General features: G+C 40.6%; 20 protein-coding genes and 1 pseudogene. 4 read left to right on the top strand and 17 right to left on the bottom strand.

The annotated features are described in order from the left end of the window. Window positions 1-76: 76 nt before the first annotated feature. From A372_RS32950 to A372_RS35880, 6 genes are all read right to left on the bottom strand, one after another. The gene (locus A372_RS32950) at window positions 77-430 is read right to left on the bottom strand and encodes an acylphosphatase (protein WP_019419128.1); all 354 of its coding nucleotides are present in this window, start codon (window positions 428-430) and stop codon (window positions 77-79) included. A gap of 369 nt (window positions 431-799) precedes the next feature. Continuing rightward, window positions 800-1,777 (bottom strand): phosphotransferase enzyme family protein, encoded by a 978-nt coding sequence (locus tag A372_RS0101765; RefSeq protein ID WP_019419127.1) that lies wholly within the window; start codon window positions 1,775-1,777, stop codon window positions 800-802. Between the two features lie 286 nt (window positions 1,778-2,063). Further along, window positions 2,064-3,065 (bottom strand): phosphotransferase, encoded by a 1,002-nt coding sequence (locus A372_RS0101760; RefSeq protein ID WP_019419126.1) that lies wholly within the window; start codon window positions 3,063-3,065, stop codon window positions 2,064-2,066. 189 nt (window positions 3,066-3,254) lie between these two features. Beyond that, on the bottom strand, window positions 3,255-3,557 hold the full coding sequence (locus tag A372_RS35885; protein ID WP_237728473.1) for an AAA family ATPase: 303 nt from the start codon (window positions 3,555-3,557) through the stop codon (window positions 3,255-3,257). Between the two features lie 50 nt (window positions 3,558-3,607). Beyond that, complete coding sequence (locus tag A372_RS0101755) at window positions 3,608-4,138, bottom strand: hypothetical protein (RefSeq protein WP_019419125.1); 531 nt, start codon at window positions 4,136-4,138, stop codon at window positions 3,608-3,610. A 283-nt stretch (window positions 4,139-4,421) separates the two neighbouring features. Beyond that, window positions 4,422-4,667, bottom strand: a complete 246-nt coding sequence (locus A372_RS35880) for a tyrosine-type recombinase/integrase (RefSeq protein WP_237728472.1) — start codon at window positions 4,665-4,667, stop codon at window positions 4,422-4,424. 247 nt (window positions 4,668-4,914) lie between these two features. On the opposite strand from A372_RS35880, the gene A372_RS0101750 reads away from it, so the two are divergent. Beyond that, a complete protein-coding gene (locus A372_RS0101750; protein WP_019419124.1) occupies window positions 4,915-5,124 on the top strand; it encodes a hypothetical protein in 210 nt (69 codons plus the stop codon). A 275-nt stretch (window positions 5,125-5,399) separates the two neighbouring features. Here the strand turns inward: A372_RS0101750 and A372_RS0101745 are convergent, their stop codons facing one another. The 9 genes from A372_RS0101745 to A372_RS0101705 form a co-directional block, all read right to left on the bottom strand. Next, complete coding sequence (locus tag A372_RS0101745) at window positions 5,400-5,999, bottom strand: YdeI/OmpD-associated family protein (protein ID WP_019419123.1); 600 nt, start codon at window positions 5,997-5,999, stop codon at window positions 5,400-5,402. Between the two features lie 134 nt (window positions 6,000-6,133). Next, window positions 6,134-7,309, bottom strand: a complete 1,176-nt coding sequence (locus A372_RS0101740; RefSeq protein ID WP_026010837.1) for an alanyl-tRNA editing protein — start codon at window positions 7,307-7,309, stop codon at window positions 6,134-6,136. Between the two features lie 249 nt (window positions 7,310-7,558). Beyond that, window positions 7,559-8,065: a DinB family protein gene (locus A372_RS0101735; protein WP_019419121.1), complete on the bottom strand. Its 507-nt coding sequence runs from the start codon at window positions 8,063-8,065 to the stop codon at window positions 7,559-7,561. 335 nt (window positions 8,066-8,400) lie between these two features. Beyond that, window positions 8,401-8,910, bottom strand: coding sequence for a DUF6985 domain-containing protein (locus tag A372_RS0101730; RefSeq protein ID WP_019419120.1), 510 nt, complete (start codon window positions 8,908-8,910; stop codon window positions 8,401-8,403). Window positions 8,911-9,052: 142 nt separating this feature from the next. Next, complete coding sequence (locus A372_RS0101725) at window positions 9,053-9,514, bottom strand: DUF6896 domain-containing protein (RefSeq protein WP_019419119.1); 462 nt, start codon at window positions 9,512-9,514, stop codon at window positions 9,053-9,055. A gap of 22 nt (window positions 9,515-9,536) precedes the next feature. Beyond that, window positions 9,537-10,460 carry a DUF7638 domain-containing protein gene (locus A372_RS0101720; protein WP_019419118.1) on the bottom strand — a complete coding sequence of 308 codons (924 nt, stop codon included), beginning with the start codon at window positions 10,458-10,460 and terminating at the stop codon, window positions 9,537-9,539. 621 nt (window positions 10,461-11,081) lie between these two features. Beyond that, the gene (locus A372_RS0101715; protein ID WP_237728471.1) at window positions 11,082-12,008 is read right to left on the bottom strand and encodes a serine hydrolase domain-containing protein; all 927 of its coding nucleotides are present in this window, start codon (window positions 12,006-12,008) and stop codon (window positions 11,082-11,084) included. 248 nt (window positions 12,009-12,256) lie between these two features. Next, window positions 12,257-12,352, bottom strand: coding sequence for a competence inhibitor ComI (gene comI, locus A372_RS38295; RefSeq protein WP_019419116.1), 96 nt, complete (start codon window positions 12,350-12,352; stop codon window positions 12,257-12,259). A gap of 69 nt (window positions 12,353-12,421) precedes the next feature. Then, window positions 12,422-12,628 carry a hypothetical protein gene (locus A372_RS0101705; RefSeq protein ID WP_019419115.1) on the bottom strand — a complete coding sequence of 69 codons (207 nt, stop codon included), beginning with the start codon at window positions 12,626-12,628 and terminating at the stop codon, window positions 12,422-12,424. A 246-nt stretch (window positions 12,629-12,874) separates the two neighbouring features. Between A372_RS0101705 and A372_RS35875 the strand changes: the two are divergent. The 3 genes and pseudogenes from A372_RS35875 to A372_RS0101690 all read left to right on the top strand — a co-directional run. Continuing rightward, window positions 12,875-13,327 (top strand): annotated as a pseudogene (locus A372_RS35875) (MerR family transcriptional regulator); the annotation flags it as partial. Beyond that, window positions 13,282-13,647 carry an SRPBCC domain-containing protein gene (locus A372_RS32945; RefSeq protein WP_237728470.1) on the top strand — a complete coding sequence of 122 codons (366 nt, stop codon included), beginning with the start codon at window positions 13,282-13,284 and terminating at the stop codon, window positions 13,645-13,647. The pseudogene A372_RS35875 and the gene A372_RS32945, both read left to right, overlap by 46 nt. Before the next feature lie 30 nt (window positions 13,648-13,677). Beyond that, window positions 13,678-14,148 carry an SRPBCC family protein gene (locus A372_RS0101690; RefSeq protein WP_019419112.1) on the top strand — a complete coding sequence of 157 codons (471 nt, stop codon included), beginning with the start codon at window positions 13,678-13,680 and terminating at the stop codon, window positions 14,146-14,148. Between the two features lie 148 nt (window positions 14,149-14,296). On the opposite strand, the gene A372_RS0101685 is transcribed toward A372_RS0101690, so the two are convergent. Both A372_RS0101685 and A372_RS0101680 read right to left on the bottom strand, forming a co-directional pair. After that, window positions 14,297-16,705, bottom strand: a complete 2,409-nt coding sequence (locus A372_RS0101685) for a penicillin acylase family protein (RefSeq protein ID WP_019419111.1) — start codon at window positions 16,703-16,705, stop codon at window positions 14,297-14,299. Window positions 16,706-16,989: 284 nt separating this feature from the next. Then, the gene (locus A372_RS0101680; RefSeq protein WP_019419110.1) at window positions 16,990-17,346 is read right to left on the bottom strand and encodes a hypothetical protein; all 357 of its coding nucleotides are present in this window, start codon (window positions 17,344-17,346) and stop codon (window positions 16,990-16,992) included. Window positions 17,347-17,414: the final 68 nt, after the last annotated feature.

The following is a 17,414-nucleotide window of genomic DNA, read 5'->3' as shown; positions in this document are numbered from 1 at the left end:
TCAAACTTAAATTCCCGTTAGTATTAATCAAGTGTTCGAAATTGAAATTAGGAGAGTCGCTTATACTATATGTACTTTATTCCACTATTGTAAAGCTTTCTTCCCCCTCTCTAATAGACAGATTAATTATAGTCATTTTCTTTACAGACGCCCGTTTCAATGACCGCATGCAATTGACCAGAAAATCAATATGTGACTCTTCCCCTTGTAATTCTGCTTCCACACTTCCATCTTTTAAATTTCTCACCCATCCAGTTAATTTCATTCTTCGAGCAATACAATATATCTCCAAGCGGAATCCTACCTTTTGCACCCTTCCAGAAAAAGCTACGTTTTTTCTGACTATAATACTTGGTGTAAATTTTGGAAACTTAACACGATTTGCATGCCAAATTACATATTCATTTCTTAATTTCTTAAAAACACTCATTCTTCCGCAGACTCCTTTTTATTACTATTTTTGCCTTTTAGATTATTAAAACATACCACCTTCAATTAACGAGCCGTTAGTTAATTTAACAATTAATTTAAATAGGTTTTGATTTTTTTAATTATTTGCGTTGATTTCCTATAACGTTTCCGTGTTCACGACGTCCCACCACTTTAAGCGAACGTTAGTGAGTGGCCGCGATGCGGTTAGATGATGCGGATGTGTCCCGGCAATCACTTCTTCGTCTATCTTCCAGGTCCGAGGCAGCTTGTCTGCCGAAGCGTGAACACATTGTTATAGGATGTCAGCGCCGTCTTAGAAATATTTAGACTATTTAACTGTCGTTTCTCGACAGCGGAATAAACAATTTTATATACGTAAAAAGTCCAAATCAATATATGGTGTATTATTCAGTAAGTTAAAATAATAGAAGCGTCGAGCTTGTTCATCCCATTCACTCCAATCAGGAGCATTAAAATCTCTGCTTCTATATAACGCGGATAAGACTCTAGCTTGTCTTAAATCGATAAATAAGGGTATTTTCTTTAACCATACTTGACTTATAGAATTTTCTTTACAATAGCCGTTTAAGAAGTTGGAAAAAAAGCGCTTTGTAATCTCCTTCCTTACCTCTCCATCCACAACCCACGGGATAGGAATTTCGTAAAATAGTGGTGTAGCAATATCGGACACAAACCAGCTATATTCCGCCTCGTCAAAGTCGATAATATGGGCTTTATCCCCGTCATTTAGATAATTACCGCAGCTGACATCTCCATGAATGAGGCCATATGTATCTGTATCCTTGGAAAGAGCGCTAACTTCCCTAATTAAACGGTCAAAACTGTCATTTAATTCTGACGGACAGTAGTTTTTAAAAGAAGCTAATAAAGCGTTGTCATTCCATTCATAGCGCATACGTTGGGGGGTATAATGAAGTGAAAGCTTATGTATTTTTCCAACAAATTGACCTATATTCTCATAAAAAGTATTGCTCTCCTCAGCAATTTTTGCATTTCTACCAGGGACTTTTTCAAAAGCTGTCACAACAAAAGAAGTATCAATTGTATGAAGATGATCCCCCGTTAAAGACTGAATCGGTCTGGATACTTTTAAACCGGACTCCGCCAAAAACATGATAAAGTCTAATTCCGCTTTCGTTAATATTTCATTCCGATGTGTGATATGGGCAATTCTTAGAATAACTTCACGATCTCCGACCAAACCAGAATAAACGAAGTTTTGAAATCCATTTAATTCGATCATTGAGTCTTCGTGTATACCATAATGTTCTGCGGCTTGTCTCAATATATCTTGAGTGAATAGCTGCTTAATCCTCTTGTCCATATTATTCCACCTGCCCGTTAATTGAGTATAATTATCTTATTTTTTTTCTTCAGTCCCATGGTGGGACAAATGATCTGTTTACAAAATGTGTTTTGGGGCCGATCTTTCATATAACATTGTCGTGTTCCTGACGTTGATTCCCCTTAGATAGCTCTTATCTTAGGGGAATCGATGTGTCTGCCTGAATCCGCTTCCTTGAAATGCCTCTGGCAGACCAAGCGGCGACAGCCGTGAAGCTGGAACATATTGTTATACGATGTATGATACTTCTTTGAGTTATCCAAAATCAATTAAGCCTTAATCTTAACGTTTCAATAAATTCATATTCATTCTGTTCTATCCATTGCTTTCTAATAACTAATTGATTAAGTATGAACCGAAAGTATTCTTCTATCTCCCGTCCTGAATAATATTGACCTATGTAAATACATATTAATGATACATAGTACATCTGCATTAAAAAAGGAATCCATTTAATTTCTTCTTCTGTCAATGTCATATATTGAGAATATTCATCCAAGAATAACTTCAGATTTGCAAGTGAATCATTGTCAAATTGAAGAAGATGATTTATACAAATAGCTAATTCTAATGCTCGAACATCATATGAAGCAAAATCAAAATCTAATACCCCACTCATCTTCCTTGTTTGATTATCAATAAGCAAATTAAAAATTAAAATATCATGATGAACAATTTGCTTTGGTAAATTGTCAATAATGGATTCATTTCTTTGAACAGCTTGTAATGAATCTATTAATATAGATAATTGGTTACTTTCAATCTCAAAAGGTGGCTGATCAATAAAACGTTTTACAGATCTTTCGTTAGATAATTGATGAAGATTGTATATTTTATAAAACTTAATTTCTTGCATTAATACGTCACTTTTGAATTTCTTAAATGCAACCGATATTTCACCAACGGTTTTTCCATATTCCTTAACATCTGATACCTGTGTTAGGTCAGGGACTTCCCCTTCAATAAAACGTACCACTGAACCAAATTGACCATTTGATAGCTCGATAAATCTATCCCCTGTCTTAGCAATTAAAAACCCAGGAAGCTTAAATGGAAGATTATTTTGTTCAAGGAATGTCGTTAATTCAATTTCGAATTTTAATTTCTCTAGATTTTTTGAGTGGTTGTCATATATTCTTGCAACATATTTATTATTGTTAACGGTTAATACTTGAGAGTAATTAGTAAGACCGAATGGCAGTGATTCAATGTTTTCAACTGCCTCATTAAAATAATATGTAATCAGTTCTTTGATTAAATCTTCCAATATGGTTTCCTACTTTCTTTGTCATATATCGTATAACGTTCTTGTATTCACGAACCCGAGAACCTTAAGGCCCGCAAGGGCCGGCCGCGATGCGGTTAGGTTCGCAGGGTTGTCCGCCTGATTCAGCTTCCTCGAAATGTCCCGGGCGGACCGAGGGCCGGATGGCCCGATGTGTGAATATGGTGTTAGCTAATGCAACTGTCCTCTTGAATTACTACTACGTGTACTTACCAGTTCTCCAAGATCCAATCTTTGAATTATTCTCTCTTCCCATCCTCTTGCCTTTATTCTTTCTTTACGGGCAGAATCATCACAATGCAAGTTAATATAAAGAATTCTATCAAACTTATCTTTATGATCTGCTAATTCAATGTTCTCGGGGATCATCGTTCCACAAAGAACCGTCCCTCGGCCACTTAATGAAATGCTATATGCAATTCTCAACCAATTAGCTTTGGCAATTTGCCAATCAACATTATTAATAATATCCATATCAAAGATATCAAAATTAGGTAGCAGCTAATGATCCGTTCGATTAATTCCTATTGTTGTTCAAACTCCTTAATTAGCTTCTGGGACTTTTTCATTGCTTCTTCTCTGTCATTCGCAGGAAATGTTATCATGTACCCGTCTGATAAAGTTAATGAACCATTCATAGTTAATTTTATTGTAAAATCAGTGAATTTATCATTTGTGTACATCCAACCGTATTGATAAATATCAGGTCTGATTCTGCCTTTAAGAGCTCCGTTTAACTTTCGGAAAGGGGAGAATATCGTGGTGAAATTATGACCGTCGTAATGTAACTCTAATTCAGCTCTATCTTTTGGAATATTAGGAATTTTATCTCCCTTAATGTCAATTAAGCCATGAAAGGTTTTATTGCCATTGATATGATTCTCCAACTTACCATCAATGTGTACTTTTATATGCTCGATTATTCCTTCCGTCCCTAATTGATAATAAACTCCATCTAATGTCTCTGAATACTTCTTGGGTGTAAAGTACCAAATTAAGAATATTCCTATAACAACAGTAACTATTGAAAGTATGACAGCAATTTTTGTCTTCATTAACTCCTCCATGTTTTTTGACTATCCTGTCCGCTAAGTAATCATCGCCATAATTTTAAATTTTATCTTTCATATGTTTCATCAAGCAACAGGACGTTGCGAATGTATTTCCTTACAATGTTTTAGGGGCATTATTTCAGATAACGTCTTTTTTGTGCAAGCACCCTATATAAGGTGATATCTACGAACTTCGCGAATACCTACAAAATTGCGGGATTATACGAAACCTACCTGCATCAAGGGCGAACTAGCCTCTTACATCTCTTTTTCTCCGTCCTCCATATCACTTATTATCCGATCGAGCGGGCTCATAATGCGTCGGACTCAATCGTTGTTGACATGCGTGTAACGTTCTGTTGTTCGAGAGCCCTGATGACCAAGAAGCTCTTGAATGTCCTCGTAAATCCGTACCTGCTTCCAGCAAATGCGTAGCAAAAGAGTAACGAAGCGAATGGACGGTTACAGGCTTTGGTATCACTGCTCTTTCCTTTGCTTGTCCGAATACCATCTGAACCGTTCGTTCCGTCATATGCAGTTTTTTATCCTGGCTAGGGAATAACCACTGCTCAGGCCTTTCGTAGAGATCTCATACTTTTTGCTTGATGTAACATTTGGAATCTTTCTCTATCTTTCTCTCTTTTAAGTATACTGACAGTGTGCAATATTGGAAATATCATCTTACATAGAAAAAGAGACACCTCCTCCACCTAAAGGCAGATCGTGCCTATACCGTTCATCTGATAAAGGCCATCGAAGCGGCTCAGGCGAAGGCGGATGTGTTGGATCTGGATCTCAGCAATTGTTACATCGGCTGCCATGAGTATCGTCCGGTACAACAGCCCGATTCCCGCACCCTCTCGTTCTGGTTCTACTCAGAAGATCTAGTGAACTGGATGGACGGCTACAGCGAGGACTTCCACGATCTTGCGGTGAAGATTAACGCCGATACAGGCCAAGTAATCCAGCTCCTGGGATCGAGCCGCTAAAATTGCTTACATGAAGGTAAACTTACGTTATCTAAACGGATCATCATACTCGTGCTCCAAGATGGGATTGATAGGAATCGTGATGAGGGGGATATAAAAGGCGTTATCGTTCAACCTTTTTCGATTCACGTTTGCGACTATACGAAGTTGCGAAGTCAATTTGGGTAACCAAAGTGCAACAAGCTTTCCGTATAGTCGCTGTTATCGTCCGAGGCAAAGCTAGAGGGCAATGTGGCTCTTACTTATCAATTTGATTCATTTATTTCTCATCGCGTTTACCGATCATTTAAGCCTTTTCCATTGAGGATTTGCTGTACACATTTTTCAACCCTTGACTCCCGAGTTTTGGATTGTTTGGGTGCAGAGAAATGCATCACATATGCTCTTTGCCGTCCCGGCGTTAATGCTTCAAAAGCCGTTTTCAAGGCGGGATTTTCATCTAATTTGTTTTGAAATTCTTCAGGAAGTATGAGATCCGTACTCTTTTTAAATTCCACTTTCAAACCGGCTTTTTCCACTTCAATGGCTTCATGAATATAGGCTTTCAAGATGGTATCCATCTCAACGATTTCTTGAACATTGGTGAATCGAATCTGGCGGCCCGCCTGCGTATTCTCCCCAATTTGGACTAGAATGCCGTTGGGATCATGTAATAACACACCTTTGAAAAACATAAGCGCACAGAATTCTTTAAATCCTTGTATGATAACGATGTTACTTCCCTCAGACGTGTAACAAGGTTTCCCCCACTTCAATTCTTCGGTCAGCTGACAGTCAAGTATGATCGATCTCAACTTCTCCGTTTCTTCCTGCCATTTATTCGTCTTACTTAAAAAAATATCAACCTTAGGATTCATTTTCATTCCCTTTGTCATATTCGCTTCCTCTTTATCGTTTTTACTCATGATGGTTTAGGTATATATCAATATTTGTTTACAGAAAATCGTTTTCTGATACGAAGTGGAAGAAATCACGATATGAACTCTTTCTAAAAAAGAAAAGATCAAATCTATTCCCCTTGTAATGACTGCGCTGTAAAATGGTAAAACGCCTCGGCATCCTCTCTGGTGGCAAAACCGGCCTGTGCCATCTTGTCGCTGCCTCCGCCTTTGCCGCGATAATCGCCCAAATGCTGTTTGAAGAACGCACCGCAGGCTAGTCCACCCTCTCCTCCTTGGGCGAGCAGCACCTTATGGTCTGCATTGGACACGAAGAGCACGACCAGATCAGCTTGGTCGGTGAGCTTTACCGCCAAGTTCTGCATATCCTTCAGTGACTTATCCATAAATACGTGCTTAATTAGGCTGCCCTGACAATCTGCCAATAGCTTCCCAGCCAAGTAAGCGTCATTCTCAGCCTTCACCGCGTTCAATTCAGCCTGGAGCTGCTTCTGCTCTTGATCCCATTTTTCAATCCGATCCAGAATCTCTTCCTTTGCCGTATTGAACCGGGCCGATAGACTGCCGAGGATCTCCATTCCGGCATTAAATTCGTTCAACGCACGATATCCACATTTAAAATAGATACGCATATTCCCCTTCTGCTTCTCTACTCTCAGCAGTTTGATCATTCCGATTTCACCCGTTGCCGAGACATGTGTGCCACCGCAGGCGTTATACTCGATATCTTCGATTTCAACGATCCGGATATCGTCGGTTACCTTTGGCTGCTTCACTAGCGGCAGGACGGCAGCTTGCTCCTGGTTCACAACATAATTCGTTACCTTGCGATTAAGGTAAATCTGATCATTTACCTCCAACTCCAGCATCATGAGCTGATCCAGAGGCAGATCAGGTCGGGCAATATCAATGGTGGCGTAATCCTGACCTAGGTGAAAACTAAGCGTTTCCGCCTGGCATACCTCCAGACACATGGCTGACAGCAAATGCTGGCCGCTATGATGCTGCATATGGTCGAACCTTCTATCCCAATTCAATCGGCAGCCGACCTCTTCCTGCTCAGAAAAACGCTCGACTTTATGCAGAATTTCCCCTTCCTCAAGAACGACATCAAGAACCGGAATTTTATCGATCCACCCCAGGTCACAGGGCTGCCCTCCGCCGTGTGGATAAAAGGCCGTCTCATTTAATATCAGATATGTTCCGTCCTTCCGCTCCAATTTGCGAGTGATTCGTGTATTCCACTCTCGGATATAAGCGGATTCGTAATATAACTTCTTCGTCATCTTCATGTCCTCACTATTCCTAGGTTACATTTACTTTACTATAAAACGCTCCTATAACTCCAATTGCTTTTTTACCTTGCTTAATTTGGGAATAATCGATAACGTGCAATGCTGATACACTTCGAACTTCGAACCCAAGTGGCTAGGAGCTATGCCATTCATAAAAAAAAACAGCCTTAGATAGCATTATCTTAGGCTGGTGCTTCGAAGCAACTAAATCCCTTCTACAATTACACATCCGGCAAATCCTTACTTAAATCCATCTATCATTTCATGAATTTGTTTGATATGTCTTTGTTCATGCATGTATATGGATTGAACCCATTCAATTAATAACATCTCTTTGAAGACCGGGTGTTTAAAATGTCTTTTACTCAGCACTGACGGGTCTTCTATTGTATTTAATAACTCAAGCAACTGCTGCCTTGAATGATTTAGTCTCTCAATGATCGCTTGATACTGTAAATATTCATCCGTTGGTTTAGCAATTTCAGATGCGTCAATCTTTTGGCTTCGATCAAGGAGAAAGTCTAATGATTTATTTCCAACCAAAGATTCCTCTTTGCTCTGCAAACCTGTCCGTATTGCCAACACATATAATTCTTCCGTCTTACTTAAGTGCTGGCATATCTGGGCAATACTCCAGCTGCTTTCATCTTTCCGTTTATTTAATTGCTCTCCAGTCAATCCATCAAGAATTCCAAGTAATTCGACTCTAGTCTCTATTAATTTTTGCTTGATTTCTTGAAGCTCCATAAGAAACCTCCCTTTCATTGTATTTTGCGGCTCTTCCTTACAAAGTCATCATTCATTTTATGTTTAAAAAATGTCTTTCAGAATAATAAGAGTCCCCATAAATCCATAGGCCTTGTTAAACCCACTCTGTTGGATATCTATGATAAAGACTTATAGTTTTGTATGCACGAAACGCCCCAACCTAAGATCTCTTTTATCTAGGCTGAGGCGTTTATAGTGCGACCTTATTCCATTATTATACATCTAACAATAAAAAGGCGATAGTCCTGCTATTGAATAAGGAGTTATATGCAGGTCGCTTCACAAAAAAATCTGTTATTGCCGCGGCTAGTGACTTATGATTCATTTCCGTCGGATTCATTCCATATTGCAAATTTGCCGTAACCTAAATAATCACGCACCTCAAGAACCTCACTGCCTCGTATAACAATCTCCATCCCATTTTCAGAATCCCATTCTGTCCCCCCACTCAGAATCGCTCCGAATGTATGATCATTTTGGTCGTAAGGATTTCGATATAGCTCAACATCCCCAACCGACATAAAGGCCAAAATATCTCTACCATAAGTCTCGGCTAAGCCACTAGGATAGTCAGCCGTATCACTGGACATTTTAAGATTTTTCCACTCGCATGCTTTGTTACAAATCTCATTAATCGTTTCATCCGGCAAATGATTAAGTACGTTTTGAATATATATTTCTGCTTCTTCCACACTCATGTCCTCAGTACTAAAGTGATATTCAACATGGCATTGGAACAAAGCAAGCAACCCAAACCCAGACATACTGCTTTCATCTATAGGATCTTCTACTCCAACACGTTCTAAATGTAATCTTTCGGTCAAACTACATCCCCCCCTAAAATTATGTATATCTACTTGAATACTTTAACTCCTTTCTCAATCATAAAGAATATGCAGATATGTGAGACAACTACTAATATTGTCATATAGCAAAGTTATTTTTTAAGCAAAATTATTTTTCATTCTAAAAAATCTTTCTGTATACAACACCATGAATATGTATAAGCACTTTTCGCTTTGCTAATATTTCAAAAAGATTCAACATATCATCAAATGGATTTTTGAAATATTGAATTAAGTGTTTAAAATGATCAGTTGATTTCAAGAAGTTGTAAAAAAAGTAGGGATCAACATTTCCAACATCGTCTATGTTCCCGAGAGAAACTTCCAATTGTTGTCCAGTTTCTACATTTTCAAACATGCAATGCTCTCCATGAACATCAAAGTACCAATTACCGGTTAAATATTCATTACCGTTTAGTAATTCTGCATTTGAAATTAAGTAGTAATCTCCTTTAATAATCTCAGATTTTTCAGGCTGGTCAGTTTCCAATATTAATTTGTCAATGAGTTCTTGCGCAATAGCTTTATAAGTGTCCATTGCTGCCAATAATTCATCTACCGTTTCTTTTGTTAGCGAGTTCATACATTACCGCCCTTCGTTTCACTTAAACTTCACGCTTTTCGTCGGGTCTGTAGATTATTCTCTGATAATCCCAATCTTTACTATCCATATCGCCTAAGAACATTCTTTCATGTTCGGGAACAAGTTCATATTTTACTTTTAGATTTTGTCGATAAAACTCAATCGGATCTTCTAGATACTGATAATATGCTTCTTTACACTCTTCTAAAGACGTCTTCTCGCCTTTAAGTTTTTTATAAATATCGACCAACTCGACATATTTATCTTTAATATCTGTTGAATAGGCGACTTGTGAAAATGTTACTTCACCAAGATCAGATAAAATGATTTTTGTTGGTTCATTAAAGCTTGTAAAGAACGTTCCATTTGCAAAGAGTTCAGAAATCTCCTCAAACCGAAAGGTAAGTTCATTCGCCTGGAAATAGCAAACAACTAACCCATTCTTATAAACAACTAGATTTACTAAATAATTTTTATCTTCATATTTCATGAAGATGGAGAATGCATCGCCATCTATTGTTTCATAAAACATTTCACGCTCAACATAATAATTAGTAGCTCTAGGCATGTACATAATTTGTCTTTTCTTTGCCAATTGTTTTTGCCAAGAAGTGATTTCATAGATATTTTCAAAGTTAGGGTTAAGAGTTTTTACTTTGTTTCTTATATGTTTGTAGTATTTAGGCTTATCAAATTTCCATTCAGCTTCTTGAACGGTATACATCCCTAAACCATGTATAGACAGACTTTCGTTTTCTGGAATTGATGGGTTTAACCAATTAGACCTGAGCTTATTTTTAAGTCCATTCAAATCTACAAGCTCCCAGCAATTTGACATGCCATCTTCATAAACGTCAACATTGATATAAAAATAATGACCACCATTATTTATAATCCCGGGTACAGTTATGCCCTCTATTTCTTTTGTTCTTCGAATTTTCTGCAAATGATTCACACCCTTTGATGTATTATATAATTGCATGGATTTCTTAGTTCAATTATGTATTCACTTCAATAATCAACACTTTCCTTAGACAAACTGTATATTCATCAAACTTCTTTATGTTTATTTACATATCGTTCGTCCTTTTTTGTACCGATAAGAAAGCTTAATGGAAGAGCGACTAGGGGAAGAATAATTGTCTCTACCACGATCCCTATCATTCCAAAGCCCATTTTACTAAGGGCCAAAAAACATAAGGAGCTTGTATTCCATAACTTTCTCGCTTCCTGGCATTCCATTTACAGAAAAAAATTTATTCTGATCAGCATAAGGAAGAAGAAAGAGCAACATATATATTGTCACTTACAATGACATAAGCAAAATAAATATATTGAATTTATGTTTCTTAATCAAAGGCATAAATGTACCTGTCATTTTGATACGTAACCTCCTATAAATAATCTAGCTTTGACTGCTGCAAATTTATCGACTATTCATAAATCTTTCCCATATACATGATTTGAGCACATCTCTTCCATGGATTATCAGGTTTATCATAGAATTGAAGTCCGTGTATTGATTCCTTTCCCCAATCATATGTGGATTCTAATAATGCGCACAATATCATTTTCCTTGAAGGCAGTTATAAAATATTTCATTAAAAGAATTCTGATCTTCCGTGTAATCTTCTGTATATTTATTGAACATTCGAACTGCTACCGCATTAAACTGCGGCACAATTACACAGTGACAACCTGCTGCACCTGATACATAATAGCACTTATCCTGATAGTACCATCCAAAAATCCGATTCTGATCTTCCGTGTCAATTCGCAATTGTTCAATGAGCGTAAATACTTCAACAGGTACTAACTGACTATGATTGATCAAACCTCTATTCAGATGTAAATTCCCCCACTGCGCCAGGTCTCTCGCACTTGAATACAGATTTCTTTCATGACCTTCATTGGACTCAATTCGAACATATGCATAGCCGTCCGCAGCTTGAAAATCACAAACTAAATTTTCTTTAGGTACCGAAATCCACTCCCTATTCGTTAACTTCATAGGTTTCAATACTCGTTCTGTAATTAGTTGAGCAATATTAAATTCGGTAAGTTCTTTGATGAGGTCACGCGCTACTTCCTCGCGTTCAATACGATTTGGCCCAAAATATTTCGCACCTGATTTGGTTGCTAAATCTCTTATTGTGGTATTGCCCAACTCGTATTCAGGCCTGTTTGTGAACACATCAGAAACTTTACGGTCAACAGACAATTCACTTTCTACAACAGCAATTGCTGTAGCGAGTCCGACATATGTCTTTCTTAGGGAATACAAGTTAAACATTGAATCAAGTGTTACTACGAGTGATCCATTCTTAAAATGATGCGTTCCAGAATACCATTCTGTTAATATTTTGTTGTCTTGAATGATCACAATAGACGCTGCTGAAGCCCCAAACTTCTCTTTTGCTCCTTCTGTATATGAAACTAAAGGTGAAAAAATGTTATCAATAAATGTTGGTGCTACTATGACTTCGACCTCCAATTATTGTTTTCAGAACTTTTACATGTATCCATGAACCCGAGATTCACGAACCCTCACTGACCTAAGTGAACGTTAGTATGTGGATCTGAGGGCACGCTTTGATACATTTTTTTCATTGTGTTATTATATATGTAATAAAGACCAAGTGCTGCGAACACCTGGTCAGTACAATTGGCTTGGATGGTTTATTCCCTTCTAAGTCGTATAGGAACAAAACCCACCTCTGGCCTCAACCTTTGGGTGGGTTTTTACTTTTTCTTGTTGTTATTATTGATGTATGTTAAAAGAGCAAGAATGAACGTTCCAAAGAGGAACATGATCGTTAATGCATCTTTCACTTCCATGGCTTCACCTCCTCTCGAAGAGAAACCATGCCCCCCCAAGATTCAATTGTAGTTATATTTTACCTTTATTCACACTTGCGTACAAGCGTTCTCATCAATAACTTGGTAATATTCCATATTGCCTTTATTAATTATTGCAGCATCAAACATCCAAATATTATCCAAGTCGTTCTGCATTAAGGCTTCCCAAGGACAACCATCCGTTGCTTCATTAGTAAAATACACACCAGCTTGAATAGGGAAATCTGAGAATGCATTCATTAACTTCCAAATCACTGATCTATGTTCTTCTCTTAATACGTAATCGAAATGACATTGTACAATCTCCTCTGTCCAAAGGAGAAGGCTAACTTCAAGCCAAGATTCTGCAATTCTTTATAGCTTTTTGAAGTCCAGCCCATTACAAAAGGGCGAATGTGTATAAGTTGACCAGCGATCATAAGTTCTTTTGTTACTTCTCCCTCACTCACATAAATAGAGCCATCCTCATCCATCTCCCATTCTAGTCCACTAAAAGCAGAAATTATTTCAGCGTCTTTAATCCCGCAGTCATTTAATGTGTTTATCACGTTACGAACATTGAGATTTTACGATCAGATTGGCTTGTTTTCTCCTTCGGCGTATTCCGATTCGGGGCACAGGCTGTATAACGAGGCCGACCTGTCGAGATTGCAGCAAATTTTGTCGTTAAAAGAGCTCGGCTTATCGCTTGAGGAAATTAAGTCCGTAGTAACCGGCGGTCACTTTAGTCCGCTGCAAATCGCCCGTCTGAAAGAAACGATCCGGATGCAACAAAAGCTTTTGGCCGAATTGGAATCCGTTTCCGACCTGATGCTTTTGAAACAACCAGTGACGGTCGAAGATTTTACAAAATTATTAGAAATGATGAAAAAGAGCCAAGAAAAAATGATCCTCGAACGTTGGATGAATTGGGAGCATCGCCTAGACCTGTTGGGCGACCTCCTCGACAAGGATGCCGACGAATTGACTTCCGTGTCGGCGGTGGAGAAAGCAGTCAAGGAGGGCCTCCCGGCGGACCGGTGTTTACCTTCGATGCCCGGTACCACGACATTGTACCGGACGAGCGCATCGTTTATACCTATACTTTGGATATGGATGAGACGCGGATTTCCATTTCCGCAACGACCGTCGAGTTCAAGGCGGAGGATGAAGAAACAAAGCTGATTTTTACCGAGCAAGGCGTCTTCCTGGTCGGCCACGATACGCCGGCTCAGCGTGAGCACGGCACCAAGGAGATGCTGGACAAGTTGGGTGTGCAGTTGGAGATCGGCTAGCCTACTTTAACATGCGAGGGAGGAACGGGCATGACGGAAAACCGTGCGGCAAACAACGAAATCAGCGCTGCAGAAGAATACGAATTGGTAACAACGAGGGTGATAAATGCATCCCCTGCTCTCGTTTATGAAGCCTGGACAAAACCCGAGCATTTGGCACAGTGGTGGGGTCCGAACGGGTTCACGAACACTTTTCACGAATTTGATTTACGTCCGGGAGGGATATGGGAGTTTGTGATGCACGGACCGAACGGAGTCGAGTATCCCAATAAAAACGAATTTGTCGAAATCGGGCCAGAACGGATCGTGCTGCGGCACGTATGTGAGCCCCATTTTCAACTCACGGCAACCTTCGAGGATCTAGGCGGCACAACCAGACTAACTTTGCGCCAGCTTTTCGAAGACGAAGCCGTATTCAACGCCATCAAGAAAATCGCATCTTCACACACCGAGGAAAATCTTGACCGACTTGAAGCGCATTTGCAGAAGATGTCCATCTGAAAACCTCAGTACCTTTTCCGCGAGATCGCGGCCGGCCGAAAGGCCGGTTTTTTCATGTATTATTGTATTCGTCACACGACTCAGCCTTAGATAGCTCTATCTTAGACTGGGTCGTGTGTTGCCTAAGAGAATCTATCGTATCTTTCTCTCATTCCGGAACTAATTTCAGCTCATTTCCTCCATTTCGGTAATCATTCGGTACGTTACTCGTGATGTGGTATTGTCCGGTAGTCCAGTCATTCACCTGGTCATGGTACCACTTGCTCAGCACATGTCCGGATTGGCCGGGTCCCACCACATTCAACGAGCGGGTCGGATCGGACATATCGATGACCGTTCGCCACGGTGCCCCATGGATGACTTCGCCGCTCTCTGTGTTCCAACCTGCAGCCCCGACGGTGACACGGCCGCCGCCCATGGGGACAGAATTGGCGTTAAAAATCAGATCCAACGGCTTCACAGCACCAAGAGGATGCGCAAAATCCACCTGATGGAACTTGCCCCATCGCCAGTTGTCCGGATGTTTGCCCTGCAGCGAAGCAGCCTGATCCACAGCCAGCTGAAATGCCTGCAGCGCCGCCTTTTCGATTCCGCCTTTTTCGTCGATCCATGGCTCCCGCACGCCCTGAAGCGCCCTGCGGAGCATTTCATCCTTAACGACGGACTTATTGTTAAACAGATCCATCAAGTCAGCATTGATTTCGGGTTTGAACAGCACATCATCAAAACTCTGCATCCACAGCTCATAGACAAGCGGAGCAGCCTGTTCCGGATCATTTACTTTATTCCAGCCTTGTAAAAGCGAAAGCGCGTCGCGGTCGATCTGCCGCAAATCCGGCGATTCTTTGATCTTGGCAATCAGCTCATCCAAAAACTCTTCCGCCTGAAGGTTATGGCTGTCAAGTTGAAGTTTTTTCATATCCTCTACGTTCAGCTTATCCTTGGCAGACAGCACCTGTTGGATACGCGCTTCGCGGTATGGCTGAGACCAGACGTCCGTCAGATGATACGGATAGCTGTCGCCGATCACTTTATTGTTCGCCGTAGCGATAAACCCTTCCTTCGGGTTCACGGATGTGGGCAGTTCATCCCATGGGATATATCCCGTCCACTCATATTCATCGGTCCAGCCCGGTACCGGAACCGAACCGTCGCCTTTTTTTCGAATTGGAATCAGGCCGTTCCCACGGTATGCAATCGTGCCGTCCGTAGAAGCAAAAACAAAATTTTGAGCAGGTGCTTCAAAATGTGTCAACGCCTGCTTGAAATCCTCCCAGTTCCGCGCTTTCGCGAACATCTGAACCGCTTCGAGCTCTGTCGTTGCATTCAGGGCGGTCCATTTCATCGCAAGCGCCGTTTCCTGCCGCTGGTCATGCGCGAATTCAGAGATAATCGGCCCATGCCGGGTCACAAGAACTTCATACGGCACCGGTGCCTCGCCTTTTACCTTAATTTCCTCTTTATAAACCTTGGCATCTTCCCATTTGCCCATATATTCGAATTGATGCGGATTGTCCGGGTTTCTTTTTTCAATATAGAGATCCTGCACGTCCGGATTCAGATTCGTCACCCCCCAGGCTATCAGGTCGTTATGCCCAAGAATGATCCCCGAAACGCCCGCAAAAATCACCCCGCTCACGTTCAGCTCCGGTGACGAGAGATGCGTCTCATACCAGATGGACGGTGTACTTAGGCCCAGATGCGGGTCATTGGCCAGCATCGGCTTGCCGGATGCCGATTTCTCTCCCGATACGACCCAGTTGTTGCTGCCGTTAAACGGATCCCGCGGAACCGCAGTGGCAGCCAATGCCGTCAGATCGACCGGATGTTCTGTCAGCGCCTGAATGATCATTGCCCCATCCTTCGGATAGGTTGGCATAAGCGACTGAAATTTCTCGGAGGACAGCTTCTGCGCCATGGCATATCTGAAAGCCTGCCCCTCCCAGTTGCCTGCCAGATCATAGGCCATGTATTTGCCGATCGTCAAGGAATCCACCGGCTGCCATTCCGCGGGTTCATATCCCAATATCGCAAATTCGACCGGCAGCGACCTGGTAGCTTTGGCATGTGCAATGTAATTGTTGACGCCATCCGCATACCATTGCAGCACCTGTCTGGACTCTTTCGAGTAAGCTTCAAGAGAAACCTCTGCCGCCCGCCGCAAACTGAACGCACGGAAAAATTTGTCGCGGTCGATAGCCTTAGCCCCCACCACTTCACTAAGCTGCCCGGAAGCCTGCCTGCGGCTCAAATCCATCTGGAACATGCGGTCCTGCGCCGTTACATAGCCTTGAGCCATGTAGAGATCATGTTCGTTTTGCGCCTCGATATGTGGAACGCCAGAAGCATCTCTCCATACCGTAACTTCCTTTTCCAGTCCAGAAATGTTGAGTTTCCCCTGAACGACAGGCAGACTTTTATCCACGAACCAATATACGTATCCCCCTGTGCAGGCAAGTAAAAGCACTAAAACTAAAACAATGATTCCGGTAACGCGCGGCCAGCGTTTCTTGCGCCGTTTGACGCTCGGAATGGTTACTGCGGCCAAAAGCTTCATACGGGATCCCCCTCCATACTTTTGGTTATTTTTTCAATAAAATCCGTTACAAGTAGTTAAACGCTTACAAAAATGCTGAATATCTATTCATTATTATATTAACGAATACTTTATTCAATGTTCACATTTACGGATAACATGAAAGCCGAAAGTCATCGGAAAACCGATTGACTTACGGCCTGTTCTTGAAATTTCTTATAACGTTCTTGTATCTACGATCCCAAGAGCCTACCTCCTAGTTACAATGGATCGAGCTTCGGAGCATAAACAGTTAATTCTAGATCTTATCCATTTAAGTTGATTGCTTCGATTTGTTCTCTATCAAAATCAATATTCAATATGTGATCTTGTAATACACTGTCTCCGCAAGCTATTGTTGCTCCGTAATCTTCTTTGCTATTAAATGTTATATCTACACTATATACTTCAATTTCTTTAAACCAATCCTTATGTACCTGTTCACGAAGTTCGTTTTCATAATAGTTCCGAAAAACAGTCTCACACTCCGTAAACCAATTTATGTACGATTCTACTTTACTAGCAATCATATCTAACTCAGTATTAGTGGATATATATATTCGAACATCATCTAAATCTTCATCCTTTATGAATTGCTTAAATATTTGTATGGTATTTTTCAAGCCATAGCATTTGTATCTCTCATCACTTTCTTCTACAATCTTGATACTAGACTAAATACTGGACACCG

The sequence above is a fragment of the Paenibacillus sp. OSY-SE genome (assembly GCF_000283315.1).
In the GTDB taxonomy this organism is placed as follows: Bacteria; Bacillota; Bacilli; order Paenibacillales; family Paenibacillaceae; genus Paenibacillus_B; species Paenibacillus_B profundus.
This window is presented reverse-complemented; position numbering and strand designations above follow the sequence as displayed.